Annotated in this window: 23 protein-coding genes, 1 riboswitch and 1 other annotated feature; of the genes, 19 read left to right on the plus strand and 4 right to left on the minus strand. The window is 33.2% G+C overall.

The window, feature by feature from the left end:
• Window positions 1-69: 69 nt before the first annotated feature.
• The 10 genes from tenA (at window position 70) to CN288_RS20965 (ending at window position 11,556) form a co-directional block, all read left to right on the plus strand.
• Window positions 70-759: a thiaminase II gene (gene tenA / locus CN288_RS20920; protein WP_098303035.1), complete on the plus strand. Its 690-nt coding sequence runs from the start codon at window positions 70-72 to the stop codon at window positions 757-759.
• 260 nt (window positions 760-1,019) lie between these two features.
• A complete protein-coding gene (locus CN288_RS20925; protein ID WP_141527992.1) occupies window positions 1,020-2,552 on the plus strand; it encodes an alpha/beta hydrolase in 1,533 nt (510 codons plus the stop codon).
• Between the two features lie 361 nt (window positions 2,553-2,913).
• On the plus strand, window positions 2,914-3,681 hold the full coding sequence (locus CN288_RS20930; protein ID WP_098303036.1) for a DUF3959 family protein: 768 nt from the start codon (window positions 2,914-2,916) through the stop codon (window positions 3,679-3,681).
• Between the two features lie 174 nt (window positions 3,682-3,855).
• Window positions 3,856-4,120, plus strand: a binding site (T-box leader).
• Between the two features lie 81 nt (window positions 4,121-4,201).
• Window positions 4,202-5,392: a tryptophan synthase subunit beta gene (trpB, locus tag CN288_RS20935; RefSeq protein WP_098303037.1), complete on the plus strand. Its 1,191-nt coding sequence runs from the start codon at window positions 4,202-4,204 to the stop codon at window positions 5,390-5,392.
• Window positions 5,393-5,648: 256 nt separating this feature from the next.
• Window positions 5,649-6,065 carry a DUF3995 domain-containing protein gene (locus CN288_RS20940; protein ID WP_026590952.1) on the plus strand — a complete coding sequence of 139 codons (417 nt, stop codon included), beginning with the start codon at window positions 5,649-5,651 and terminating at the stop codon, window positions 6,063-6,065.
• Window positions 6,066-6,134: 69 nt separating this feature from the next.
• Entirely contained in the window at window positions 6,135-7,166 is a 1,032-nt protein-coding gene (locus CN288_RS20945) for a DUF1835 domain-containing protein (RefSeq protein WP_098303038.1), read from the plus strand.
• 363 nt (window positions 7,167-7,529) lie between these two features.
• Window positions 7,530-7,946 carry a hypothetical protein gene (locus CN288_RS20950; RefSeq protein WP_090689580.1) on the plus strand — a complete coding sequence of 139 codons (417 nt, stop codon included), beginning with the start codon at window positions 7,530-7,532 and terminating at the stop codon, window positions 7,944-7,946.
• Between the two features lie 206 nt (window positions 7,947-8,152).
• Entirely contained in the window at window positions 8,153-9,388 is a 1,236-nt protein-coding gene (locus CN288_RS20955; protein ID WP_098303039.1) for a cytochrome P450 family protein, read from the plus strand.
• Window positions 9,389-9,662: 274 nt separating this feature from the next.
• Window positions 9,663-10,934 (plus strand): MFS transporter, encoded by a 1,272-nt coding sequence (locus CN288_RS20960; RefSeq protein ID WP_026590948.1) that lies wholly within the window; start codon window positions 9,663-9,665, stop codon window positions 10,932-10,934.
• The gene (locus tag CN288_RS20965) at window positions 10,924-11,556 is read left to right on the plus strand and encodes a Vat family streptogramin A O-acetyltransferase (protein WP_098303040.1); all 633 of its coding nucleotides are present in this window, start codon (window positions 10,924-10,926) and stop codon (window positions 11,554-11,556) included. The genes CN288_RS20960 and CN288_RS20965 overlap by 11 nt, the downstream gene beginning before the upstream one ends.
• Window positions 11,557-11,591: 35 nt before the next feature.
• Here the strand turns inward: CN288_RS20965 and CN288_RS20970 are convergent, their stop codons facing one another.
• Window positions 11,592-12,008 (minus strand): hypothetical protein, encoded by a 417-nt coding sequence (locus CN288_RS20970; RefSeq protein ID WP_026590946.1) that lies wholly within the window; start codon window positions 12,006-12,008, stop codon window positions 11,592-11,594.
• Window positions 12,009-12,197: 189 nt separating this feature from the next.
• Between CN288_RS20970 and CN288_RS20975 the strand changes: the two genes are divergently transcribed.
• Window positions 12,198-12,353 carry a DUF1540 domain-containing protein gene (locus CN288_RS20975; protein ID WP_081810977.1) on the plus strand — a complete coding sequence of 52 codons (156 nt, stop codon included), beginning with the start codon at window positions 12,198-12,200 and terminating at the stop codon, window positions 12,351-12,353.
• A gap of 97 nt (window positions 12,354-12,450) precedes the next feature.
• Here the strand turns inward: CN288_RS20975 and CN288_RS20980 are convergent, their stop codons facing one another.
• Window positions 12,451-12,948, minus strand: coding sequence for a PadR family transcriptional regulator (locus tag CN288_RS20980; protein ID WP_026590945.1), 498 nt, complete (start codon window positions 12,946-12,948; stop codon window positions 12,451-12,453).
• A 140-nt stretch (window positions 12,949-13,088) separates the two neighbouring features.
• Between CN288_RS20980 and CN288_RS20985 the strand changes: the two genes are divergently transcribed.
• From CN288_RS20985 to CN288_RS20995, 3 genes are all read left to right on the plus strand, one after another.
• Entirely contained in the window at window positions 13,089-14,300 is a 1,212-nt protein-coding gene (locus tag CN288_RS20985) for a cytochrome P450 (protein WP_098303041.1), read from the plus strand.
• Between the two features lie 338 nt (window positions 14,301-14,638).
• Complete coding sequence (locus CN288_RS20990; RefSeq protein WP_098303042.1) at window positions 14,639-15,499, plus strand: HAD family hydrolase; 861 nt, start codon at window positions 14,639-14,641, stop codon at window positions 15,497-15,499.
• Between the two features lie 329 nt (window positions 15,500-15,828).
• Window positions 15,829-17,610 carry a PAS domain-containing sensor histidine kinase gene (locus CN288_RS20995; RefSeq protein ID WP_026590942.1) on the plus strand — a complete coding sequence of 594 codons (1,782 nt, stop codon included), beginning with the start codon at window positions 15,829-15,831 and terminating at the stop codon, window positions 17,608-17,610.
• A gap of 73 nt (window positions 17,611-17,683) precedes the next feature.
• On the opposite strand, the gene CN288_RS21000 is transcribed toward CN288_RS20995, so the two are convergent.
• The gene (locus CN288_RS21000) at window positions 17,684-18,364 is read right to left on the minus strand and encodes an aspartate/glutamate racemase family protein (protein ID WP_026590941.1); all 681 of its coding nucleotides are present in this window, start codon (window positions 18,362-18,364) and stop codon (window positions 17,684-17,686) included.
• Between the two features lie 157 nt (window positions 18,365-18,521).
• Window positions 18,522-18,637: riboswitch (SAM riboswitch) on the plus strand.
• Between the two features lie 137 nt (window positions 18,638-18,774).
• Here CN288_RS21000 and CN288_RS21005 point away from each other — a divergent pair.
• The 4 genes from CN288_RS21005 to CN288_RS21020 all read left to right on the plus strand — a co-directional run bounded on the left by CN288_RS21005 (window position 18,775) and on the right by CN288_RS21020 (window position 22,115).
• Window positions 18,775-19,323: an ECF-type riboflavin transporter substrate-binding protein gene (locus tag CN288_RS21005; RefSeq protein WP_098303043.1), complete on the plus strand. Its 549-nt coding sequence runs from the start codon at window positions 18,775-18,777 to the stop codon at window positions 19,321-19,323.
• A 10-nt stretch (window positions 19,324-19,333) separates the two neighbouring features.
• Entirely contained in the window at window positions 19,334-21,034 is a 1,701-nt protein-coding gene (locus CN288_RS21010; protein ID WP_098303044.1) for an ABC transporter ATP-binding protein, read from the plus strand.
• On the plus strand, window positions 21,027-21,854 hold the full coding sequence (locus CN288_RS21015) for an energy-coupling factor transporter transmembrane component T family protein (RefSeq protein WP_098303045.1): 828 nt from the start codon (window positions 21,027-21,029) through the stop codon (window positions 21,852-21,854). The genes CN288_RS21010 and CN288_RS21015 overlap by 8 nt, the downstream gene beginning before the upstream one ends.
• 162 nt (window positions 21,855-22,016) lie before the next feature.
• On the plus strand, window positions 22,017-22,115 hold the full coding sequence (locus CN288_RS21020) for a YjcZ family sporulation protein (RefSeq protein ID WP_016115012.1): 99 nt from the start codon (window positions 22,017-22,019) through the stop codon (window positions 22,113-22,115).
• A gap of 243 nt (window positions 22,116-22,358) precedes the next feature.
• Here CN288_RS21020 and CN288_RS21025 read toward each other — a convergent pair whose 3' ends face one another.
• Entirely contained in the window at window positions 22,359-22,670 is a 312-nt protein-coding gene (locus CN288_RS21025; RefSeq protein WP_026590937.1) for a hypothetical protein, read from the minus strand.
• Between the two features lie 676 nt (window positions 22,671-23,346).
• On the opposite strand from CN288_RS21025, the gene CN288_RS21030 reads away from it, so the two are divergent.
• Window positions 23,347-24,141 (plus strand): alpha/beta fold hydrolase, encoded by a 795-nt coding sequence (locus CN288_RS21030; protein ID WP_026590936.1) that lies wholly within the window; start codon window positions 23,347-23,349, stop codon window positions 24,139-24,141.
• The last annotated feature ends 210 nt before the right edge of the window (window positions 24,142-24,351 follow it).

The raw sequence follows: 24,351 nt of genomic DNA on the forward strand, positions 1-24,351 counted from the left end.
TTTTTTATTTTGTACATCTATTTGAAGTAGGTGCAAGTTTTAATCAAAACGTTTATGGGAGGGTTTATCATGTCATTTTCACAGTTATTACGTAAAGAAGTTAATCCGATTTGGGAAGCAAGTTTTAATCATTCGTTTGTTACAAAACTAGGAGATGGAACATTAGATGTAGCTAGTTTCCGCTATTATGTTCTGCAAGATTCATATTATCTAAGTCATTTCGCAAGAGTCCAATCGTTAGGAGCAGCGAAAGCTATTGAATTAGAAACAACGGCTCGTATGGCATACCATGCACAAAATACATATCAGGCTGAATTATCACTACATGAGAATTTTGCGAAAAAACTAGGTATTACGGCGGAAGAAAAAGAATCATTCGTTCCTGCTCCAACTGCTTATGCATATACATCACATATGTATCGTGCTGCATATGAAGGACATTTAGGGGATATTATCGCAGCAATTTTGCCGTGCTATTGGCTTTATTATGAAATTGGTGAACGTTTAAAAGAATGTCAACCTAAAGAACCGATTTATCAAGAATGGATTTCCGCATATGGCTCTGACTGGTTCCGTACTTTAGTAGAAGAGCAAATTGCTAGATTAGATGCGATTGCGGAAACAGTAACAGAAGCTGATCGTAAGCGAATGAAACAACACTTTGTAATTAGCAGTCAATATGAATATTCATTTTGGGAGATGGCTTACACATTAGAAAAGTGGCCAGTGGAAGAACAAGTAGAAGATGTAGGTATATAAGGAAAAGATAGATGCAAGGGTATAGAAAATGACTAACTTAGTTTAGTCATTTTTTTGTATGGATTTATCCATGTAATCAATTAATTTTAGTAATTAATTGGTTACATATTATAAAAAAATTACACAATAAAAAAGAGGTGGAAGGTAGTTTATATTGAATGTTAGGGAGGAGAGATTATTAATCTCTTTAACACTTTTTATTTCCTTACAATACTAAATGTTGTATTAAAAAAATTTAATTTTGAAAGGAGTCAATAAATATGAGAATGAGAAAACGAATAGGGAATAAGTTTTTACTCGTTAGTACAATTTGTATGATAAGTGTTCCTTTTGTTTCACATGCTGAGGAAGAAATTTCACCTACAAATTTTGCTATTTCTTCAAGTCTGTATGAGGGGGGGAATACAGATGTATTGAAAACAAGTTTTTATCCCAATACATATAATAATCCGTTCAACCATCCATTCACCTCAATGTTAAAAGAGTCAAACTCAAATATGAAAGAAATAGACAATGCGGATGATGAAAATCCTGTTATATCTACTACTCTTAAATTTATCCGTTATATGCATACTGAAAATTATAAATCTGCATTTGATTTAACTTCTCGCTCTTTACAGAAGATAATATCTGAAGAATGGCTGGAGAGTTATTGGAAGGCACTCCCGGTACAATTACAAGCAGGTTCTTTTATTGGCATTGGAGAGGTAAAACAAAAAGAGACAAATTCCGTTCATACAAATGTAGAGATTGGATTGGTTTTTGAAAAATTTACTGTGCCTTTACTAATTAAATTAGATCCATCTGGAAAAATAGATGACTTTCAACTTAGTATGTCGTATCGTACTGTTGCAGAGCGACCATCATATAGTAAGCCGGAATCATTTGTTGAAAAAGAAGTAGTAGTCGGAAGTGGCGCGTTTCCATTACCAGGAACATTGTCTGTTCCAAAGGGAGAGGGGCCGTTCCCAGCGGTAATTCTTGTTCAAGGATCTGGAGCAAGTGATCAGGATGAAACTGCGTTTGCTTTAAAACCATTTCGCGATTTAGCTGAAGGTCTTGCTTCGAAGGGAATTGCTGTTCTTCGTTATAATAAAAGAACATATGAACATGGATTGAAGACACAATTTAGTCCTTTTTATACAGTTGATAAAGAGACAACGGATGATGCACTTCTTGCAACTCGTTTTCTTCAAAATGAATCTATGATAGATAAGAATCAAATTTATATTCTTGGCCATAGTCAAGGTGGAATGATGGTTCCAAAAATGATCGAAAAAGACCAAAATCAAAATATTGCTGGAGCAATTGTGATGGGAGGACCCGCTCGTACGATCCAAGATGTTGTTTTGGATCAGCTTGAGTATCTTTTTTCTATTGGAGGAATGAAACCTGAAGAATATAAATTTTACAAATCGCAATTTGAATTATTAAATGATCCTAATTTTTCTAGCAAAAACCCTCCAAAAGATTTTTATTTAGGATCACCAGTATTTTGGGATTCTATCCGTAAAACTAAAGCAGCAGAAATGTCCAAAGAACAAAAGACACCTCTTCTTATTATTCAAGGAGAAAGAGACTATCAAGTTCAATCAAAAATCGAAATTCCTCTTTGGAAAGAACAATTAAAAGAACGAGATAACGTAGATTATCGACTGTATCCGAAGTTAAATCACTTCTTTACAGAAGGTGATGGGGAATTAAGTAGACCGGATGAATATTATAGTCCTGCCAATATCCCTGAGTATGTTATTAATGATATCGCTACTTGGGTGCAAGAAAGATCGAAATAAGAATAGGGACAGTATCATTTAATTACGATTTTCTACATGTAAGATAAAATCATTTTTAAAATACCAACTTTTGGATAGGAAAAGAACAAGAAGTAGTACAAAAGGCTAATTTGAAAATCCCGCTAATTTACAAATAGCGGGATTTGTCATTTCTTTATACAAATCTAGATCTCTATTGTCAAGTATAGCCTTGTTTTTTTGTTTACTTTTTAGTACTAGTAGGATTAAGATGTTTTTTAGGAATGTTATTATTTGCATGCATATACACGATAATTTGGTGGAAGTGAGAAACATGCTAAAAAACAAGAAAATTTGCTTAGTAATATAGAAGAAAGATAGAAAAAAGAAAGGGATGAGAGTTTTGAAGAAACTTGATGTGCTTTTAATGGTACTCAGCTTCCTGTTCCCAATTGCAGGTATTATGAAAAAAATTCCTCTTGAATTGTCATTTTATTTAGGAGGACTGTTGTTTTTCACGAGCTTTGGAAGCTATTATGCAAAACGAATGTATTCACGAATATGTAGTTGGCTCGCTTACACTATATTTATCACATTCTTGCTCTCAATTTGGAACCAATACGTAACAACTAGCTCGTTACTAGCAAACGCAAAAATCGCTGCATGTATTGCGGTAATTCCACTTATACTCCGATTCCGTACCTATGCAATTACTTTAGGATTACTGACATTATGGGGTGGTTTATTGTGGGATATAAAACAAACCCAATCATTAGCTGTTCTTGGACGTGTTCTGAACTTATTAACTTCAGAAAGACTGTATCTACTCTTACTAGTAGTCGGATTTATACTTGGTGGGTTGTTTGCCAACATGCTAAAGCGTGGTAGTATCAATGAAAAACAAGAAACAACAAATCTATTCAAACAAAAAAAGAAACGAATTAAACCGAATTTTAAAATTCGCATTCCGAGTTTACCAAGATTGAAAGTGAAGATACCAAAGTTCAGTAGAAAATCTTCTAACCCAAAAGAAGCACGTACGTATGAACCAAATCGTAAAGAAAGAGTGCCAATGTATCATACAACGCAAACGGAGCATCAACATCATGAAATAGAAACAACGCAAGGTCAAACAAGAATGGAACGAAGAAGAAATCGTTATAATGCGTAGAGGAGATTCCTAGACAAATATTTAAAAACGCAATGCCCTATTTTATGATGAAAGGGTACTGCGTTTTTTTAATTACGTATATTAGATAGATTCTGATGAAAAAAGTGATTGAATTTTCAGATTTTATTGACAAAACATAAACAATCCGATAATATCATACTTAAATTTAAATAATAAAAATCGTTGACTAAGAAAAGTACGTTTAATTGATGCGTTACAGAGAGCTGGAGATGGTGCGATCCAGTACGATAGATTATACTGAATGGGCTTAGGAGAGGTACGTTGAAACGTTAGGAGTATGCGACCCGGGTTCCGCCGTTATAAGGATGAGGATATCGAATTTGTTTTTCCGTATCCAAAAACGAAAGGGTTCTTAGTCTATGTGACAAAGAATCAAAAGAGGTGGCACCACGGTATAATCGTATATATCGCCCTCTACATGCTTTAATGCATGTAGGGGGCTTTTTGCGTTCACACGCTTTTTTTATTCAACAATTAATAACTAAAGGGAGGAAGTAACATGAATTTATTACATGCGGAAAATGGATATTTTGGAAAATTCGGAGGTAGTTTTGTACCAGAACAACTACAAGAGGCTTTAATTCATCTAGAGGATGCATTTAATCAATATAAAGATGATCCAGAGTTTATAAAAGAATATGAATACTATCTCAAAGAATATGTAGGGCGGCCTAATCCACTTTACTATGCAAAGCGTTTGAGTGAAGAAATTGGTGGTGCAAAAATCTATTTGAAAAGAGAAGATCTTAATCATACTGGAGCACATAAAATTAACAATGTATTAGGACAAATTTTACTCGCAAAGAGAATGGGAGCAAAACGTATCATTGCAGAGACTGGAGCGGGACAGCATGGAGTGGCTACAGCTACTGCATGCGCTATGTTCGGAATAGATTGCACGATTTATATGGGAGGAATGGATACAGGACGTCAACAATTAAATGTATTTCGTATGGAATTATTAGGAGCAAAGGTAATTGCTGTACAAGAAGGGGGACGCACTCTGAAAGAAGCAGTAGATGCGGCGCTTGAAGATTACGCTCAAAACTATGAAAGTACATTTTATTTATTAGGTTCTGCACTGGGACCACATCCGTATCCAACAATTGTTCGTCATTTCCAAGCGGTAATTGGAAGAGAAGCAAGAGCACAGCACATTGAAAAAGAACAACGTCTACCTGATTATTTGGTTGCTTGTGTAGGTGGTGGAAGTAATGCGATTGGTTTATTTGCCCCATTTTATAATGATAAAGAAGTAAATATGGTAGGTGTTGAACCAGGTGGTAAAGGGATTGAAACAGGTATGCATGTAGCACCACTTACAGCAGGAGAGCCTGGTATTATCCACGGATTTAAGTGTTATATGATGAAAGACGAGAATGGAGAAATTGCAGATGCACACTCCATTGCCGCGGGATTGGACTATCAAGGTGTTGGACCAGAGCATAGTTATTATAAAGAAACAGGTCGTGCAGAATATGTAACAATTAATGATAACGAAGCGATAGAAGCGTTTCATAAATTGTCTCGTGTAGAAGGTATTATTCCTGCATTAGAAAGTTCCCATGCAGTGGCGTATGCAATGAAATTAGCAGCAACTTTACGAAACGATCAAAGTATTATTGTTAATTTATCAGGACGCGGTGATAAAGATGTACAACAAGTGTTTGAAATGAATAATCGAAAATAAATGTATGTCGAAGGATTTAAAAAGCGATTTTCGGTTCAGTTTTGGGCAGAAAATCGCTTTTCTATGTGTTTTTTTCTTGTGAATTTAGCATACTTACATTTATCCTGCATTAACGAGCATTTGGTTCAACTAATAATTAAGGCCCCTCTCTGATTAAAGTTTCACTTTATTGTACGGCCTTAAAATAGGTTGCTAAGTATTATTTTATTTAATATTCTTAAGTGGGGAAGAGAATACATTGTTGGAGGTGTTAATATTGCTTATTATCATCGCTATATCAGCATGTCTTTTAATGTGTATTAGTATATTGCATGTTTACTGGGCATTTGGCGGAAAATGGGGGATAAATGCAGTGATTCCAACTGAGTCAGGAGAAAAAACTTTCACTCCTGGAATGGGTATGACATTATTAGTTGCGCTCTTATTAAGCATTGCAGCTTTATTTTTACTATGGGAGATAGAAATAATTCCTTCATTTATCCCTCAAATGATCATTCGAAGTGGTTCTTGGATTTGTATGTTGGTGTTTGGATTAAGAGTGGTTGGAGAATTTAATTATTTTGGCATCTTTAAAAAGAAAAAAGATACGTATTTTGCTAAAATGGACAGCATGTTGTTTATTCCACTATGTGCTTTTTTATCTTTTTCATTCTTTTTAGCTATTATTTCATAAAAAAACAAAGAGGCTATTTTATATATGTTACACTAAACATTATAGCATTTTATGAATAGAGGGAAATAAATGATAGAAACAATAGAAAAAATAAAAAAAGTCGTCAATGAAATGCAAGAAGATGAAGCGAAAGAGTTACTTCAAGGTATTTTAGTGCAATTAGATTTGTTAAAAAATAATTACAACGAAGACTCATTTACATATTTAACGAGCATTCCGAACGAATTGATAGATAATAAATTGCATAAGAAAAATATATCCGAGAGCACGCACATTCATATTACTTTTGGGGAATCTAGTGCAGGTTGTTTAAAGTACATGTTAAAGAAAAAGAAATTGCAGCAAGAGTATGTTATTTCATTTTCAGAGTTTTTTTCGATTGGTCCAATCAATCAGCTGGAGACAATCGCTGGACAACATTTGAGACAGCAATGGTTATCGAAAAACTTAAATTTAGAAGATTTATATTTTGAAGAAGAATATTTACCAAAGTTTATTCAATCATTAAAAGAACTACAGTCTATTCCAAGGGATACGCCAATTACGATTTGGAGTGGAGAGAATGCAAATGAACATGTTGGACTATGTTTTGCAATTGTTCATTTGAGAAATAAGAAAAATATTCGAATCATTAATACAGCAGAGGCTCATAAAGAGTTGTTTCAAAAAGAGAATGAAATTTATGGGATTCACGGGACGAGTGCGTTAACGCCCGAGCAGCTAGCAACAATTTATGAGACGTATGAGAAGGGTACAGTACTTACTGAAAAATCGCGACAACAATTTGAACAAGAATGGCAGCGGTTTTCTGAAACGAAAAATTTATTACGAATTTGGGAAAATCATAAAGTTTCATCTGTGCAAGAAACTTACTTCGATTCTTTTATCATTGAATGTGCAAAGAACCTGGAGAGAGAAAGAGCAGAAGAACAATTTTATAAATCAGCGAGGCTTATTGGAGAAGTTCTTGGTCAGATAGAACAGTCAGTTGGCGATGTTTTTCTTGAATATCGTTTGCGTACGTTAATTAAACAAGGTGTATTCGAAATGGAAGGGACTTTGGAAGCGATGCGCTATTATAGTGTTCGGTTAAAAAAGTGACAAACATTAGGTGCTGTTTCGAATGTAGTGTAGGTAATGTATACTGGTTAATTAATAGTAAAAAAGTGCTTATGTCATGTCACATAGGCACTTTTTTTGTATACAGAAGTTTTTATATTAGATATCGTATTGACGTTTGAATTTAAAAATCTCTGTGCTTTATAAAAAGTTTAATCAAAGCTCATTTCGACCTCTTTGATTTAAGAGATAAAGTTTTACATCTTTTTTACTTCAAGAAGAGAAGAGTGGTTGATTGAATCCTTAAATCTCTCCGCGTTATTTTGGGCTACATAAATAAGCTACATATAAAAGCAATCCAACATATGTTGGATAAAGTAATAAATCATAGGAGGTGATTTTGTTATGTATAATCAACAAACTTATTTTCCATATGTAGATTATAATCAAACAACATACTATAATCCGCAAATTTCTGGCTATGAAACATCTGATGAAATGAGGGATGTGGAACTTGAGGAATATCGACCTGATGATGCAGAAGATGCACCCACGTCACCACCACCATCTCAAGCTCCTTCTGTACCATCAACGTTCGCTGCTCCTGCACAAAGCGGTAATATAAAATCATGGATGTGTAATTGTTTAGGGAGATGGGGATACTTACGTTTACACCGACCAGGTCCGTTTGGAAGAGATTTATGGTTTTTCCCAACTGAGGTAAGAAGAAATGGAGTATCAGGTTACACATGGCGAGCTGGTCGTCGCCAAAAAGTTAGTTATCGATATCAACAAATTAGTAATTTCATGTGCTTTGCTTAGCAAAAAATAAACTAAGAAAAAAGAATTTTAGCAGGTGAGAGGAAAATACTTTCTTCTTGCCTGCTTTTTTTGAAAATGCCATTATTTAATTGTTTTTCAATATATAAAGTAAGATCATAACAAAAAATTTACAATTTTCTTATTTTTGTTAAGTTATAATTTATATTGAATTGATTTTTACAAATACATGAAAGTGGGGGAGTGCAATGTCTTTAAAAAACAAGGTTGGTAGAAAAATAGAAGATGGTATTCATTTAGCTTCTGCAGATTTTAAAGAAGATGCTTATGAGATTTATAAAGAATCACGTAAATTACAACCTATTTTATTCGTATGTAAGAGTGAATTGTGGACAGAATGGCTTATTACAAGATATGAAGATGCATTACCACTTTTAAAGGATTCTCGCTTGAAAAAAAATCCCGAAAATGTATTTTCTCAAGAGGGGTTAAAACCATTTCATTCTCTTGAGAATAGTGACTATTTAACGAAGCATATGTTAAATTCAGATTCACCTGATCATAGTCGTTTGCGAGCACTTGTTCAAAAAGCGTTTACTCCTAAAATGATTTCACAATTAGATGAACGTATTCAGAATATCGCAGATACTTTATTAGACCGAGTAGAACATACAAATTCTCTGAACCTTGTGAATGATTATGCATTCCCATTACCTATCAATGTAATTAGTGAAATGCTCGGTATTCCAAAAGAAGATCAAGAAAAGTTTAGAGTGTGGTCACATGAGGTAATTGCTTCACCTGAAACGCCAGAAGAAATAAAGGATAATGAAATGAAATTATCTGAATTTATTACATATCTTCAATATTTGGTTGATGTGAAAAGAAAAGAGCCGAAAGAAGACTTAGTTAGTGCATTAATTCAAGCTGAAAGTGAAGGAAGTAAGTTAAGTGCGCCAGAGCTTTATTCAATGATTATGTTACTTATTGTAGCCGGGCATGAAACAACTGTGAATCTAATTACAAATACTGTATTAGCTTTACTAGAGAATACAGATCAACTACAGTTATTAAAAGAAAAGCCAGAATTTATTGATTCAGCAATTGAAGAAGGATTACGTTATTATTCTCCAGTTGAAATTACGACGGCACGTTGGGCATCTGAACCTTTTGTAATTCATGATCAAGAGATTCAAAAGGGGGATATGGTAATCATTTCACTAGCATCAGCAAATCGTGATGAGAATGTCTTTATGAATCCGGACGTATTTGATATTACGAGGGAAAATAACCGCCACATTGCATTTGGACATGGAAGTCATTTTTGTTTAGGAGCACCGCTTGCTCGTTTAGAAGCAAAAATTGCAATTGCTACATTGCTAAAACGTATGCCTAATATACAAATAAAAGGTGAGCGAGAAAAAATTAAGTGGCAGGGGAATTATTTAATGCGATCTTTAGAGGAATTACCATTATCTTTCTAGAATAGGTATTTGTGACATGCATATATTTTAAATTGTTCACATAGAGTATGTATGTGTAATTTTAAATCGAAACGGAAGGGTGAAGACATCCCAATGATCAACTAATTCTATTTTTCAAGAAATCTTCGTTAAAAAACGAAATATTCTTCTGAATAGGATTAGTATGTACATTTTTATATGTAAAAGGGATGTATTTTCGCGCTGCGAATAGACCTGTCTTTTATAATATGATTGTGCTGCCTCCTATTTAGAATGTGGAATAGGAGGCTTTTTTATGTCAATGGATGTAGAAACAAAACAAAAGGCTAGTGTATCTGTAGTATTAAAAAATCGATTTGTGCAAGCAATTATTGCTTCAGCATTATTTCTCCAGATAGGAATTTGGATCCGAAACTTTGCGGTACTGCTGTATGTAATGGATATGACGAATGGTGATGCATTTGCTATTTCAATGATTTCAGTTGCAGAATTTGCACCAATTTTCATTTTTTCATTTATAGGAGGCACATTCGCGGATAGGTGGAAACCAAAAAGAACGATGATTTGGTGCGAAGCTTTAAGTTCTTTATCAGTATTTGCAGTATTGCTTACGCTGATCTTTGGAAGTTGGAAAGTTGTATTTTTCGTCACACTTATCTCTGCAATTCTTTCGCAATTTTCACAGCCTTCAGGTATGAAATTATTTAAACAACATCTATCTACAGAAGAAGTACAGTTGGCTATGTCATTATATCAAACCATTTTTGCGATTTTCATGGTATTAGGTCCTATACTTGGAACGTTTATATTTCAAGCCTTCGGAATTTACACTTCTATTATTGTGACAGGTATTGCTTTTTTATTTGCGGCTTTAGTTTTGTTATTTCTGCCAAAAGATGTTGAAGAACAAGAAGAAAAGAAAAAAATGAGTTTGCTGCAAGAAATGGTGGATGGAATTAAATATGTAAAAGCAAAGAAAGCATTAACATTACTCGGTATTTGTTTTATGGCAGCAGGATTAGGGATTGGACTGATTCAGCCACTCGGTATTTTTATCGTGACAGAACAATTAGATCTATCAAAAGAAAGCTTACAATGGCTATTAACTGTAAATGGTGCTGGAATGATTATTGGCGGAGCTTTAGCGATGGTATTTGCGAAAAATATTGCGCCGCAAAAGATGTTAATTTTAGGAATGTTAGCACAGGCAATTGGCATCGGTATCATTGGGTTTTCTACAAATTTATGGATCACACTTATCGCTCAGTTTTTCAGTGGTTTAGCTCTTCCTTGTATCCAAATTGGGATAAACACACTTATTATTCAAAATTCGGATACAGACTTTATTGGACGGGTAAATGGAATTTTGAGTCCTTTATTTACAGGTTCAATGGTATTAACGATGAGCATTGCTGGTTCATTAAAAGAAGTATTTTCACTAAGTACAATGTATGAAGGAACAGCATTACTATTTATTATTGGTTCATTATTTATTTTACCAATATATAATTTGAAACCAGTAGTAGGAACTTCAAATGAGGAGGGTGTCGTCCAACATGAATCCTAATCCGAATGTGAAATATCCTATCGAAAGTAACAAGAGTGTTCATTTTATTAAAAATACAATAACAAAACCAAATATTATTGTTGGAGATTATTCTTATTATGATTCGAAAAACGGGGAAACATTTGAAGATCAAGTGCTATATCATTATGAAATTTTTGGAGACCAATTGGTTATGGGGAAATTTTGCTGCATAGCACCCGGTGTTACATTTATAATGAATGGCGCAAATCATAGAATGGATGGATTTTCAGCGTATCTATTTAATATTTTCGGTCATGGATGGGAAAGATTCACACCGGAACTTTCTGACTTACCATTTAAAGGAGATATGGTTATTGGAAATGATGTATGGATTGGTATGGATGCGACAATTATGCCTGGAGTGAAGATAGGGGACGGAGCAATTATTGCTACAAAATCTGTTGTCACTAAAGATATTCCACCGTACACAATTGTCGGTGGCAATCCTGCCGTTGAAATTAAAAAGAGATTTTCAGACGAAATCATAAATGGACTATTAGAAATAAAGTGGTGGCACTTGGATATAAAAAGTATTTCTGAAAATATTAATGCGATTGTAAGTGGGGATATGGAAGCGTTGAAAAAATTATTAGACGCTTAAGTGTGAAAAATATGCAAAAAAGGAGGGCTCCATGATTAAAGATGAGTCCTCCTTTTTTCATTCATTTTATCAATTTTATAAACAAAACCACCATCACACCATAAGTCGTAACAAAATGTTTCTGGTTTAGATAGAAGGGTTTGGGAGCGCTCAACCCACCTTAAAATATCTGTATTCGTTGAATTTGCAGCACTTTGTAAGATATTTTGAAGTGATTCTATATTATATGTATTTCCGCTAGTCCGAATAGCATCTCCAACTAATAGATATAAACAATGAAGAAAAAAAACTTGGTTGGGGCAATTTGTATCACTTGCAATATTCAGTATCATTTCCGCGACATTAGTGATATTGCATACCGATAAGTCCCAGTCTTGTTCAGGGAAAATAGCATCTTCGGTATAAGCCCATTCAATAATTTCTTTCGTTGTTGGATTCCACGGATCTTTCATTATGCAATCTCCTTTATCATTTATAAAATAATAAATCAATTATATAACAGAAAAAAAGTTTGAGGAAAATGTTTCTCTTGTCTAATTCTACATGATCATTCTTAAGCGTAGTATCAATACAAATAAAAAATAGAAGTATCATACCTCTCAAATTTGTTAATGATAAAAGAATAAGGAGGTGTGATACTTATGGCACAAGATGTTTTATGTGAAGTAAACAACTGTCAATTTTGGGGTAACGGAAACAAATGTAATGCAGAGGCAATTTATGTAGTGAGCCATAAAGGTAACAAAGCATCTACAACGGAAGAAACTGATTGCAAAACCTTCATTCCTGAAGCTTAAATAATAAGGGGTAACCGTAGGTGGTTGCCCTTTTAATAATTATAGTATTGATAATAAATTTCATTTTCATTCACTGTATTTTCTTTTTTGTAGTTTTCTATATTTTTTTCATGAGAGAAGTAATCCAAGCTAGTTCATGCTCAATGCGTGATTTACTTTGCTGTACGACTTCCGAAATAAAAAGTGATGTTTCAGATAAAGATTGAATAGATGTTAATTGTGTATATAGCACATTTTGACGAGTCGTTAAAACTTCTTTTCGAGCTTCGTAATCCAGCTTCTCAAACAATGCAACACGTACAAGAAATTCAGCATCATTAGAAGCTAGTTTCTCTGGAAACTCTCGCATCATTTCATAAAAGATTTCTTCACCCGTTTGAGTTAAGGCATAAATGTTACGGTTTGGTTTACCTATTTGTTGATGGACCTTTTTTGTAATTGCTCCCATATCTTCAAAACGCCGAAGAGCCGGATAGAGCATGTTATGATTGAGTTCAAAATTTTCTCCAAGACGATTTTGAATGTTTTTCTTTATTTCATAACCATACTTTGGTCCAGAAGTTAATTCTGCGAGTAGTAAAATATCAACATACATATGTATTCCCCCTAATTTTTCTCAAGTTTTTATCCGTAAATATCTCCTTTATATATGTTAAAATAACATATGTTAGTCTATACATCTTTGAACTGCCTACCTATTACTTTTTATTTTAATAGAAAAGGGAGGAAAGAACTATGAATTCGCCTGAAAATGTAATTTTGGTTCATGAAATTTCAAAGCTTAAAACAAAAGAAAAGCTGTGGAATCCTTATGAGTGGTATAAGCATATGAGAGAAAATCATCCGGTCTATTATGATGCGGAGCAAGATGTATGGAATGTCTTTTTATATGATGATGTGAACCGTGTTTTATCTGATTATCGCCTATTTTCAAGCAGAAGAGATCGTCGTCAATTTTCCATTCCTCCTTTAGAAACAAGAGTAAATTTAAATTCTTCTGATCCTCCAGAGCATCGAAACATTCGATCAATTGTTTCAAAAGCATTTACCCCAAGAAGTCTTCAGCAGTGGAAACCACGGATACAAGCAATTGCAAATGAACTTGTGCAAGATATGAATCATTTTGATGAAATCGATATTGTAGAGCAGTTTGCTGCACCTCTACCTGTAACTGTTATTTCTGATTTATTAGGTGTTCCAACAACAGACAGAAAACAAATTAAGATGTGGTCAGATATTTTGTTCATGCCATATAGCAAAGAGAAGTTTAGCGATTTAGATACACAGAAAGAAGTCACTTTACATGAATTTAAAGCTTATCTTCTCCCAATTGTTCAAGAGAAACGGTACCATTTGAAAGAAGATATTATTTCAGACCTGATCAGAGCAGAGTATGAAGGAGAAAGATTGACTGACGAGGAAATTGTTACATTTTCATTAGGACTATTAGCCGCGGGGAATGAAACCACTACAAACCTTATTATTAATAGCTTTTATTGCTTTTTAGTAGATGCACCTGGGGTATATAAAGAGTTAGGCGAAAGTCCAGAGCTGATTCCTAAAGCGATAGAAGAGGTACTACGTTATCGTTTCCCAGTTACATTAGCCCGTACTATAACAGAAGATACAACAATATTTGGACCAAAAATGAAAAAAGGACAAATGATTGTTACGTGGATAAGTGCTGCCAACTTAGATGAGAATAAATTTCCGCAAGCAGATCGCTTTGATTTACATCGATCTGGAAATGAAAAACATTTAACATTTGGCAAAGGACCACACTTTTGTTTAGGGGCACCACTCGCTCGTTTAGAAGCTGAAGTTGCATTAACTACGTTTATTAGCAATTTTAAAAAGCTAGAGCTTTCACCATCCTTTCATTTAGCGAACTGTGTATTAGAGAATGAACAAACGTTAAAACAACTTCCTATTCTTTTGAAGGAATAAAGCGTATTAAAAAATGAAAACCCCTATTTTATGTAGGTGTTTTCATTTTTTTAATATGTTTTTTATAATATCTAAGATATTTTCAAACGAATTTAAAAATATCTCTTGACATGAAACGCTTTTCATAAATTATAACTAAGTTGGGTTTGACAAAGTAAATATGGAAACGATACCTGATTTATCTGTTTATCCTACTATTTACGAACAAGAAGCCATCCGATTTCAGTGGAAGGAAATAGAGGAATCAACTGCCCATATAATCCTGATTCGTGAAGGCTACTAATTAGTGGTTTCACTTTATATGAGCATGTTTATTTATAGAAAGTGGTGACGAAACAATGAAATTAATTGCGATTGATTTAGATGGAACTCTTCTTTCAAGAAATAAAATGATTAGTAAAGAAAATGCAGAAGCGATTCAAAAATGTCAGGAGCAGGGGCATGTGATAGCGATTTGTACAGGACGTTCTATTGTCGATATTGAACGACTTTTACTGGAAGCGAATTTACAGTGTCCAATTATTGCAGAAAACGGAGCTCTTATTTATACGAATCAAAAAATGATGAAAAGATATCCAATTCAAAATAAACAAGCCTTTGAAATTGTCGAGTATCTTGAACAAAATCGTATGTATTATCAACTGTATACAGATCGAGGTGTATACGTTCCGGCGTATGGTGAAGAAAGTGTAAATCATGAAATAGAATGGATAAAAAGATCAAATAAAGATATGGATCAGCAAGAGCTTGAGGTCATCGCAGCACTGTATCTTGAACATACAGCATTTCATATCACAGAAAGCTGTAAATCAATATTAGCAGAAGAGATTTATGTGCATAAGCTTTTACCATTTTCCTATAACATAGAGAAATTACAAAAATTAAAAAGGCATTTTCAACATAATACAGAGCTAGCAATTACTGCTTCATATTGGCATAATTTAGAGATTAACCATCGTGACGCTCAAAAGGGTAATGGTTTATATACTTTAGCTGAACATCTTAATATTCCGGTAGAGAATACCGTTGCGATAGGCGATGGTCTTAACGATATTTCAATGATGGAAAAAGCACATATGTCTATCGCGATGGGAAATGCAGTAGACGAAATTAAAAAGATTTGTCACTATGAAACACGATCGAATGAAGAACATGGTGTTGCACATGCTCTTTATCAATATGTCATAGAAAAAAAGTAAAAAAGAATCCACAAAGGATTCTTTTTTACTTTTATTAGGGGTAAGGTATTCTATGAGATTCATAGAAGCCTTATTACAGCTCATTATATAGAATATATTGGTAGTATTGTATATATTTTTAAATTATTTTGTGAATAATTTGTGAATTTTTTAATTCTATTACACGTATGGAAAGGCAGTTATATACCATTTTGAACACTTTTTAATTGAAAAATAAAATTTATTTGAATAATTATGCTCTTGCTATATACCTATGAGAACATTATTCGTATAATGGAGAAGCGTGATTAAAAATTGGTATTAAATTTACATATAGAGGTGGAAAGAGAATGAATGCTCGGCTATTGGAACTCATTGATGTAAACACAATAGAAACCATGGCAGAACAATTTTATAAATTAACAAACATTTCACATCAACTTCTTGATCAAAATATGGCATGTGTTTTTTCATTTGGTATGAATCGAGAAGAAAATAAACAACTTACAAAGATTGAAATTCCGTTTTTTTTACATGAGCAACATCTTGGTTCATTTGTTGCCTGTTCAATAAAAAATGACATTCTTACTTGTCAAAAATACTTCGAAATGCTTTCAAAACTCATTGTAGATAGTGCAATGAATAAACTTCAAAACCAAACAAAAAACATACATTTACTTTCTCAAAAAGAAGAACAGCTACACACAATCTTACAAAATATGCCCATTATGGTTGATGCTCTTGATAAAAATGGAAAATTTATATTATGGAACCGGGAATGTGAGCTCGTAACAGGTTATGCTGCAGAAGAAATCGTTGGGAATCCAAAAGCGCTTGAACTGCTATACCCTGATGAAAGTTATCGCAAGCAAATGCAAAAGAAATTTTCGGTTCGTGGAAAAAGTTTTCGAGATTGGGAAATGAATTTAACATGCAAAAATGGAGAAATAAAAACAATCATGTGGTCAAATATTTCAGAACAGTTCCCAGTACCTGGCTATAGCTATTGGGCAGTTGGAGTTGATATTACTCATCGAAAAGGAATTGAAGAGCAATTAAAGCAACAAACATCTGAACTAGAGCTTATTTTCAAAGCATTACCTGATTTGTGCTTTTTAACCGAGGCTGATGGAACAATTATAGATTATAAAGCCGGTTCGCCAGCTAAGTTTTACGTACCGGCAGAATCTTTTATGGGGAAAAAGTTTTATGAGGTCTTGCCTTCACCCGTTGCACAGCAATTTCGTGAAGCAATTCACCAAGTGCAGCATAAAGAATCAACTGTTATTGTTGAATACCCACTCACACTTAAGGGCAGTATTAGTTTCTTTGAAGCTAGATGTTTACCATTGTTAAAAGATAAGGTCATGATTATTGTCCGTGATATTACGGAACGTAAAAAGACTGAAGAGTTATTGAATAAATCAGATACACTTGCGGCAATTGGACAATTAGCTGCAGGGGTAGCCCATGAAGTCCGAAATCCATTGACTGTGATTAAAGGATTTATTCAATTATTTCAAATTAATCAAGCAGACCAAGATAAATATTTTGAACTTATGCTATCAGAAATTGAAAGAATTGAAGCTATACTTCATGAGTTTTTATCGATTGCAAAAACTGATGTTATTCCAACTGAAAAGAAGAATCTCTGTTTCATATTAAAAAATGTCGTTTCGTTAATCAATACGAAGGCAATCATGACAAATATTCAAATTAATCTTCATATAGAATCAAAAGAATTAATCATTGATTGTTGTGAAAATCAATTAAAACAAGTCTTTATTAATATTTTACAAAACTCAATTGAAGCAATGCCAGATGGAGGAGAAATATCTATTTACGTGAAAAAATCAGAGCGTGAGGAGGTTATTATTAATATAGTTGATGAGGGCTTAGGAATTCCTGAAGAAAGAATAAAAAGACTTGGTGAACCTTTTTATAGTACGAAAGAAAAAGGAACTGGCATTGGGCTAATGCTCAGTTATAAAATTATTGAAAGTCATCAAGGAAGAATTAGCATAATGAGTGAGGTAGGAGTAGGAACATCAGTTACAATTTATTTACCTATGTTTCAAAGTGAGCAGGTTACTTCTCATTCAGCGATGCCATCTATAACAAAGGCTTTGTAATCGAGATTAATTTCCATTGACGGTAAAGAAAAGAGGTCATCTTATCACCCTATAAGATAGCCTCTTTTCTTTGTTATCCAGCGAATTGTACTGCAGTTTTAGCATGTAAAAAAGCAGTATCAAATACAGGAATAGAAAGATCTTTTTGTGAAATGAGTAACGGAATTTCAGTACAACCTAATAAAATTCCTTCTGCACCATTTTCAATAAGTTTTTGAATGATTTGTAAGAAACGTACTTTGGACTGCTTTGAAATAATTCCTTTACTTAATTCATAGAGAATGACATTATGAATGAAATTCCGGTCATCTTCTTTCGGAATCATTGTTTCAATTCCATAATTAGCTAATCTTGTTTTATAAAATTCCTGTTCCATTGTTTGTTTTGTTCCAAGTAAACCAATTCGTTTCACATCGTGTTCAACAATTTCTTCAGCACTTACATCACCAATGTGGAGAAGGGGAATAGAGATTGCTTGTTCTACTTCTTCCGCAAATTGATGTACTGTATTTGAGCACATAAGTATACAATCTGCACCAGAATTCTCTATTTTTTTTGCTACTTGAACGAGTTGTTTTTGCACTTCTTCATATTGTTGATTTTGTAATAAATTCGTCACTTCGCCAAAATCCATGCTATAAAGGACAAGCTTTGCATTTTGATTATACTGAGATAGAGTTAGTGTATTAATATGTTTATAATAAAGAGACGTTGATTCCCAGCTTAATCCACCAATTAATCCGATTATTTTCATGTCAAATCCCTCCCGTAAACATGCTTTATTTAACTTATTATTCCATAATTCCGATAAGAATACAATGTTTTAATTGTTTATTTTTCGAAAAATAAAAATAGTGGGAAAAGTGTTGGGATTAATTTGCGTTAATGCAATAATACAAGTTACAAACGAATACTTATCTAGAGAGGTGGAGGGAACGGCCCGATGAAACCTCAGCAACCCTTATTTACTACAAAATAGGAAGGTGCTAATTGCGCAAAGGACATATTGTCTTTTGAAAGATAAGAGGATCATATATTCATATGCAAATGGCCTCTTATAGCAGAGGTCATTTTTTATTGGGAAGAAAGGAAGTGAAGGCTCATAATTCAATGTTTTTTTACATAGGACTAATAGAAACTCACTAAAATGAGAGGAGAATTCATATGAACAAATTATCTACAAAATTAGTCGTAGCAATTGGAATCGGTTCTGCAATATATGGTGTATTAGGTCTATGGGGATTTTCAATTGCACCAAACACATTTATCAAGCCTGCTTTGGCTATATTAACAATATTTGGTGCGATTTTCGGGCCATTTGCAGGACTTTTGATTGGTCTTATCGGTCATACGGTGACAGATACCATCGCTGGATGGGGAGTATGGTGGGGATGGGTACTTAGCTCAGGTATTATTGGATTTACGATGGGACTTGTACAAAAACGAGCAAGTTTCAGTGTGAAAAATGGAATATTTCGTAATAGAGATATTTCATATTTTGCTATAACAGGTTTAATTGGGATTGTCGTTGCAATGATATTTGCTGGTGCTTTTGATATTATCATTATGGGTGAACCTTTGGATAAAATTGTTATTCAAGTACTTGGTGCAACGATTGCAGATGTCCTTGTATTCTTAATTCTAGGTTTACCAATCACACTGGGATTAGCGAAAGCAAATAAAAAACATACACATTTGAAGATTGAAAAGTAGGGAGATTATTATGAAGCCGATTATTTCCTTTGAACAATTTACATTTCAATATAAACAAGTGACAGAACCTACTTTAAAGGATGTTACATTCCGTATTTACCCAGGCGAAAAAGTATTGATTGCCGGTCGAAGTGGATCAGGAAAGTCAACATTGGCCCATTGTATAAATGGGCTTATCCCTTTTTCATATGAGGGATCAAGTACTGGGAACATTTCAATATGTGGTAAGGATCCGCGAAAAGGCAGTATTTTTGAACAAAGCAAGCATGTAGGAACTATTTTACAAGATCAAGATTCTCAGTTTATTGGTTTAACCGTAGGAGAAGATGTTGCTTTTTCATTAGAAAACGATTGTGTAGAACAGGAGAAGATGAAGGCCGTTGTTATGGACTCACTACAGAAAGTACAGATGCATACGTTTCATTCACGAAGCCCACATGAATTATCTGGTGGTCAAAAACAAACTGTTTCTCTTGCAGGACTGTTAACAACACATGCTGACATATTACTATTTGATGAGCCATTAGCAAACTTAGACCCCATGAGTAGTTTGAAAACAGTAGAACTTATACGAAAGGTGCATCAACAATTTAATAAAACAGTTGTTATTATTGAGCATAGAATAGAAGAAATACTAAAGTTAGACCTTGATAAAATCATATTAATAGAAGAAGGAAAAATTGTAGCAATTGATTCGCCAGAAAAAATTTTACAAACAAACATGCTACAAAAAATAGGGTTAAGAGAGCCTGTATATATTGAAGCGTTAAAAAATATAAAAATGAATACTTTAAATGAAGAATTATATCCAATTGAAACGCTAGATCATGAGAAAGTGAATAAAGCGATCAAGCAATGGATGTTACATTCTACTATGTCTAAAAAACAACCTAAAAAAGAAATCTTATGCGAAATAGAAAATATATCATTTTCATATTCGCACAAAGATTTTACATTAAGGGACATATCACTCTCTATACAAAGAGGAGAAATTGTAGCGTTATTAGGCCATAATGGTGCAGGTAAATCTACATTTGCACATACATTAACGGGAATGAACAAAACGAAGAAAGGAGAGATTGTATTTGATAATGAAAATATAAGTTCATGGTCTATCCGAAAGCGTGGAGAAGTGATCTCCTATGTCATGCAAAATCCTAATCACATGATTACACAATCTACTGTTTGGGATGAAGTTGCTTTCTCATTAAAATTAAAGAAAGTTTCTAGCGCAGAAATAAATAAACGAGTGGAAGAGGTATTGCGAATTTGTGGATTATATCCATTTCGAAATTGGCCAATTCAAGCGTTAAGTTACGGACAAAAAAAGAGGCTTACTATTGCATCGGTTTTAACAAGAGATCCGAAGCTTATCATCTTAGACGAGCCAACAGCAGGACAAGATTATTTTCATTATCAACAATTTATGTCCTGTATAAGTCTATTAGCGATACAAGGAATATCATTCATCTTTATTACACATGATATGAACCTAGCTTTAGAATATGCAGACCGCGCAGTTGTCCTCCATAAAGGGAAAATACTTGCTGATGGTACTGTTTCAAATGTATTAACAAATAGCGAAGTATTACAACAATCTAATTTAGGGGAAAGTTCGCTAATAACATTAGTAAAATTGAGTAAAGTCCCTTATCCAGAAGTTTTTGTACAAATGTATATGGAGGCAAAAAGGAGGGGAGATTATGAATAAATCAGATTTATTTTATATAGATAATTATACATATTTTCATCGTATGGACGGCGCAATTAAATTGTTGTTATTTATAATTTGGATGACTCTTACATTTATATTTTTTGATTTTCGTATTTTATTATGCTTGTTTTTCATTGGTTGTTTAGGGTTAGTGATTGCTAAAATCCCTTTAAAAAAAATTGTAATTATATTTAGTGTTATTTTCACATTTAGTATGCTAAATTCATTGATGATTTTATTGATTACACCAACCCATGGATCTGAGTTAACTGGTACAAGTACAGCATTTTTGTATATTGGATATGCTACTATCACGTTTGAAACACTCTTTTATGCTCTTACGCTCTCATTAAAGTATTTTACATTATTACCATTTACACTTATTTTCATATACACAACGCATCCAAGTGAGTTCGCTAGCAGTCTATATAAAATTGGATTACCGTATAAGATTGCCTACGCGATAAATATCGCGCTTCGCTACATACCGAATATACAAGCGGAATACCAATTGATTAAGCACGCTCAAGAAGCAAGAGGTGTACCATTTGAAAGAGGAGAAGCGGATTTTTGGGAACGTATTAAAAACCGGATACTCATCTTTTGGCCACTTGTTACTCACTCTTTAGAGCGAATTGATACTGTTTCAAATGCAATGGATTTACGCGGATTCGGAAAAAAAGAGAAACGAACATGGTATTTTACAACAAAAGCAAAACAAGAGGATTATATAGGATTCATTATCGGCATTATCATTTTAGTATTTGCCATTTACCTAAAGTTTAATATTTTTAAAGGGTTTTGGTATCCACTTTAAGTTTCTCGATGTTATACAGATAAAATTTAGGCACTCGCGAAGTGTCTTTTTAAATTTAGCCAAGACATGCTCAAAAATCATATAAAAACATACTGTATAATACGAACCCGTTAATAAACAATCAATTTATTCATTAGTTTTATACTAAAAGGAGGAGAAAACATGAGTTTCGGTGGTTCTTGTGGTTTTGGTGGAGGTTTTGCATTATTAGTTGTGCTATTTATTTTATTAATTATTGTTGGATGCAGCTGCTGGGGTTGAGGGTATTAAAAACTATCCATTTATTTAATCATTCGTCACAGAATTATGTAATTAGAAAAACTATTAAAGGTACTTTTTAGTATCAATACGAGATTCAATCCGAAAAAGGAGCTATCATGCTCCTTTTTATATTGAAATTTTACCGAAATAACAAAGTGAACCTTCAAAAAAATTGTTGAATTTACATACTTTTTCATTGTAAATATTTGTGATTAAAAGGCGAGTTTTTATTATTCACGATAGTTATTGGTTTTGATTCCCTGGTTTCTTTTGACTGTTAGGCATAATTTCATCGGCAAACTCTACATTTGTCAAATTTACTTTGGATGGAATAAATGTTTTTGTCGTATTTTGAACACCTTGGAATAAACGTTGAATAGGGTTCATCATATTTGAATTACGTGTTGCTACTACACTAAAAACTGTTCCTAATCCTAGTAAAGAGAACCAAATCCAGCTTCTATTGTTATTCCGTCTATTTCTAAATAATTTAAACATTTGCTGAGTTCTTCTTCCAGAATTGAATAGTGACATCAAGAAGTTAAGAGTATTCATTTTTTACCCCCTGTAAAAATAATTAGGAAAAAGAAACACTAAGTTTAATTCCATATGATTTATGTTGCAATATTTTATAGAAATTTATGATGCTAATTTATGCTAATATTTCTTAATTCTTTTTTCCTAAAAACCCTAAGTGTACTTGCAGGCTCCCTCATTCCAAAGGAAAACATGTACAGGTCAATTGGGTTTTTAGGATTTAAAGTTCATTTGTTTACATAATGTTTTTTAATCAATGAGATGAAGTATATTGAAAATGAGTTGAAAAGGAATGATATTCATTTTCTATATCATTTATAGAACAAAATGCATTGTAATTTATTCTAAATAGTTGCCGGAATAGAAAAAAAGAAGTGCCACATAATAACAGAAATGAGTGAAGAGACACATCGTCAAGTGTACTACACTACACAAGGTTATTTATTGCATAACATATCATCTGTTTTTTAAACTAAATAAAAAGAAAAACTTGAGAAGCGACTAAATTCATTTTTTAAACGAGAATCGGCTTTAACGTTATCAGGAACGTATAACAAAATAATATTGACGCTTATAGCTAACAAATGGAAATACTCATGTACTAAAATGAATTTTAGTATGCATTATTTTTAGAGATATCTTTTTCTAGAAAAAGAGTTGGAAATGATTTTAGATTGTTGAGGTGATTACATATATGCCAATGTTGAATGTGGACGGTAGTAGTCTGTATTATATCGTTAAGGGAAAAGGGGTTCCTATTGTTTTTATTCATCCTCCTGTACTTACTTGTGTGAATTTTGAGTATCAAATAGAGGAATTATCTCGAAATTTTAAGGTGATTGCTTTTGATATTAGAGGGCACGGAAGAAGTCAGTATTCAGAACAACCGATTACCTATCCACTGATTGCTGAAGACATTAGATGTTTGTTGGATCATTTGGAAATTAAGAAAGCATTTGTATGTGGATATTCGACTGGAAGCTCTATCGCATTAGAATTTTTATTGGCTTTTGCTGAAAAAGTGTTAGGGGCTATTCTAATTGGGGGAATGTCAGAAGTGAGGGATGGGTATCTAAAGAATAAGATTTCACTTGGCATGAAACTGGCAAAAGCGGGGGCAGTTTCATTTTTAGCATGGTCTATTTCATGGAGTAACTCAAATACACATAAATTGTTCATACAGATGTTTAAAGAAGCGCGAAAAGGGAATGCCAAAAATATCTGGCAGTATTATCGTTATAGTTTGCATTATAATTGTACGAATCAGCTTAGAAATATTCAGCATCCGGTTTTATTGGTGTATGGTAAGAAGGATAAAGTATTTTATAGTCATGCCAAATTATTGCATGAAAAATTGCCATGTAATGAATTAAAATTCATTGATCACGTAAAGCATCAAATTCCTACAAAAGCAGCGAAGTGCCTAAATGAAATGATTCAGCAGTTTGCTTTTATTCATACTGATATGAATCTTTTTATTTATCCATAAAAAAACATATTGATTTCGAAGTTATATGTGTTTATTGCTCCAAAGATTTAATGAGAAAGGAGCTACCATGCTCCTTTTTATAATTGATATGTTAAAGAGTAGGGATCATTCAAGAGTTATTTCTCCTAAATATGTTGAATTATTTTTGTATACTGGTGATTGATACTGATTGAGTCTTTTGAATGTAAAACCTAATCAGTACATATGTGA

It is taken from the genome of Bacillus sp. AFS023182 (assembly GCF_002560575.1).
Lineage (GTDB): Bacteria > Bacillota > Bacilli > Bacillales > Bacillaceae_G > Bacillus_A > Bacillus_A arachidis.

Excerpts from the sequence above, each read along its gene's own strand:
- tenA (WP_098303035.1), top strand. The coding sequence starts at position 70 with ATGTCATTTTCACAGTTATTACGTAAAGAAGTTAATCCGATTTGGGAA.
- CN288_RS20925 (WP_141527992.1), top strand. The coding sequence starts at position 1,020 with ATGAGAATGAGAAAACGAATAGGGAATAAGTTTTTACTCGTTAGTACA.
- trpB (WP_098303037.1), top strand. The coding sequence starts at position 4,202 with ATGAATTTATTACATGCGGAAAATGGATATTTTGGAAAATTCGGAGGT.
- CN288_RS20945 (WP_098303038.1), top strand. The coding sequence starts at position 6,135 with ATGATAGAAACAATAGAAAAAATAAAAAAAGTCGTCAATGAAATGCAA.
- CN288_RS20950 (WP_090689580.1), top strand. The coding sequence starts at position 7,530 with ATGTATAATCAACAAACTTATTTTCCATATGTAGATTATAATCAAACA.
- CN288_RS20955 (WP_098303039.1), top strand. The coding sequence starts at position 8,153 with ATGTCTTTAAAAAACAAGGTTGGTAGAAAAATAGAAGATGGTATTCAT.
- CN288_RS20960 (WP_026590948.1), top strand. The coding sequence starts at position 9,663 with ATGTCAATGGATGTAGAAACAAAACAAAAGGCTAGTGTATCTGTAGTA.
- CN288_RS20965 (WP_098303040.1), top strand. The coding sequence starts at position 10,924 with ATGAATCCTAATCCGAATGTGAAATATCCTATCGAAAGTAACAAGAGT.
- CN288_RS20970 (WP_026590946.1), bottom strand. The coding sequence starts at position 12,008 with ATGAAAGATCCGTGGAATCCAACAACGAAAGAAATTATTGAATGGGCT.
- CN288_RS20975 (WP_081810977.1), top strand. The coding sequence starts at position 12,198 with ATGGCACAAGATGTTTTATGTGAAGTAAACAACTGTCAATTTTGGGGT.
- CN288_RS20980 (WP_026590945.1), bottom strand. The coding sequence starts at position 12,948 with ATGTATGTTGATATTTTACTACTCGCAGAATTAACTTCTGGACCAAAG.
- CN288_RS20985 (WP_098303041.1), top strand. The coding sequence starts at position 13,089 with ATGAATTCGCCTGAAAATGTAATTTTGGTTCATGAAATTTCAAAGCTT.
- CN288_RS20990 (WP_098303042.1), top strand. The coding sequence starts at position 14,639 with ATGAAATTAATTGCGATTGATTTAGATGGAACTCTTCTTTCAAGAAAT.
- CN288_RS20995 (WP_026590942.1), top strand. The coding sequence starts at position 15,829 with ATGAATGCTCGGCTATTGGAACTCATTGATGTAAACACAATAGAAACC.
- CN288_RS21000 (WP_026590941.1), bottom strand. The coding sequence starts at position 18,364 with ATGAAAATAATCGGATTAATTGGTGGATTAAGCTGGGAATCAACGTCT.
- CN288_RS21005 (WP_098303043.1), top strand. The coding sequence starts at position 18,775 with ATGAACAAATTATCTACAAAATTAGTCGTAGCAATTGGAATCGGTTCT.
- CN288_RS21010 (WP_098303044.1), top strand. The coding sequence starts at position 19,334 with ATGAAGCCGATTATTTCCTTTGAACAATTTACATTTCAATATAAACAA.
- CN288_RS21015 (WP_098303045.1), top strand. The coding sequence starts at position 21,027 with ATGAATAAATCAGATTTATTTTATATAGATAATTATACATATTTTCAT.
- CN288_RS21020 (WP_016115012.1), top strand. The coding sequence starts at position 22,017 with ATGAGTTTCGGTGGTTCTTGTGGTTTTGGTGGAGGTTTTGCATTATTA.
- CN288_RS21025 (WP_026590937.1), bottom strand. The coding sequence starts at position 22,670 with ATGAATACTCTTAACTTCTTGATGTCACTATTCAATTCTGGAAGAAGA.
- CN288_RS21030 (WP_026590936.1), top strand. The coding sequence starts at position 23,347 with ATGCCAATGTTGAATGTGGACGGTAGTAGTCTGTATTATATCGTTAAG.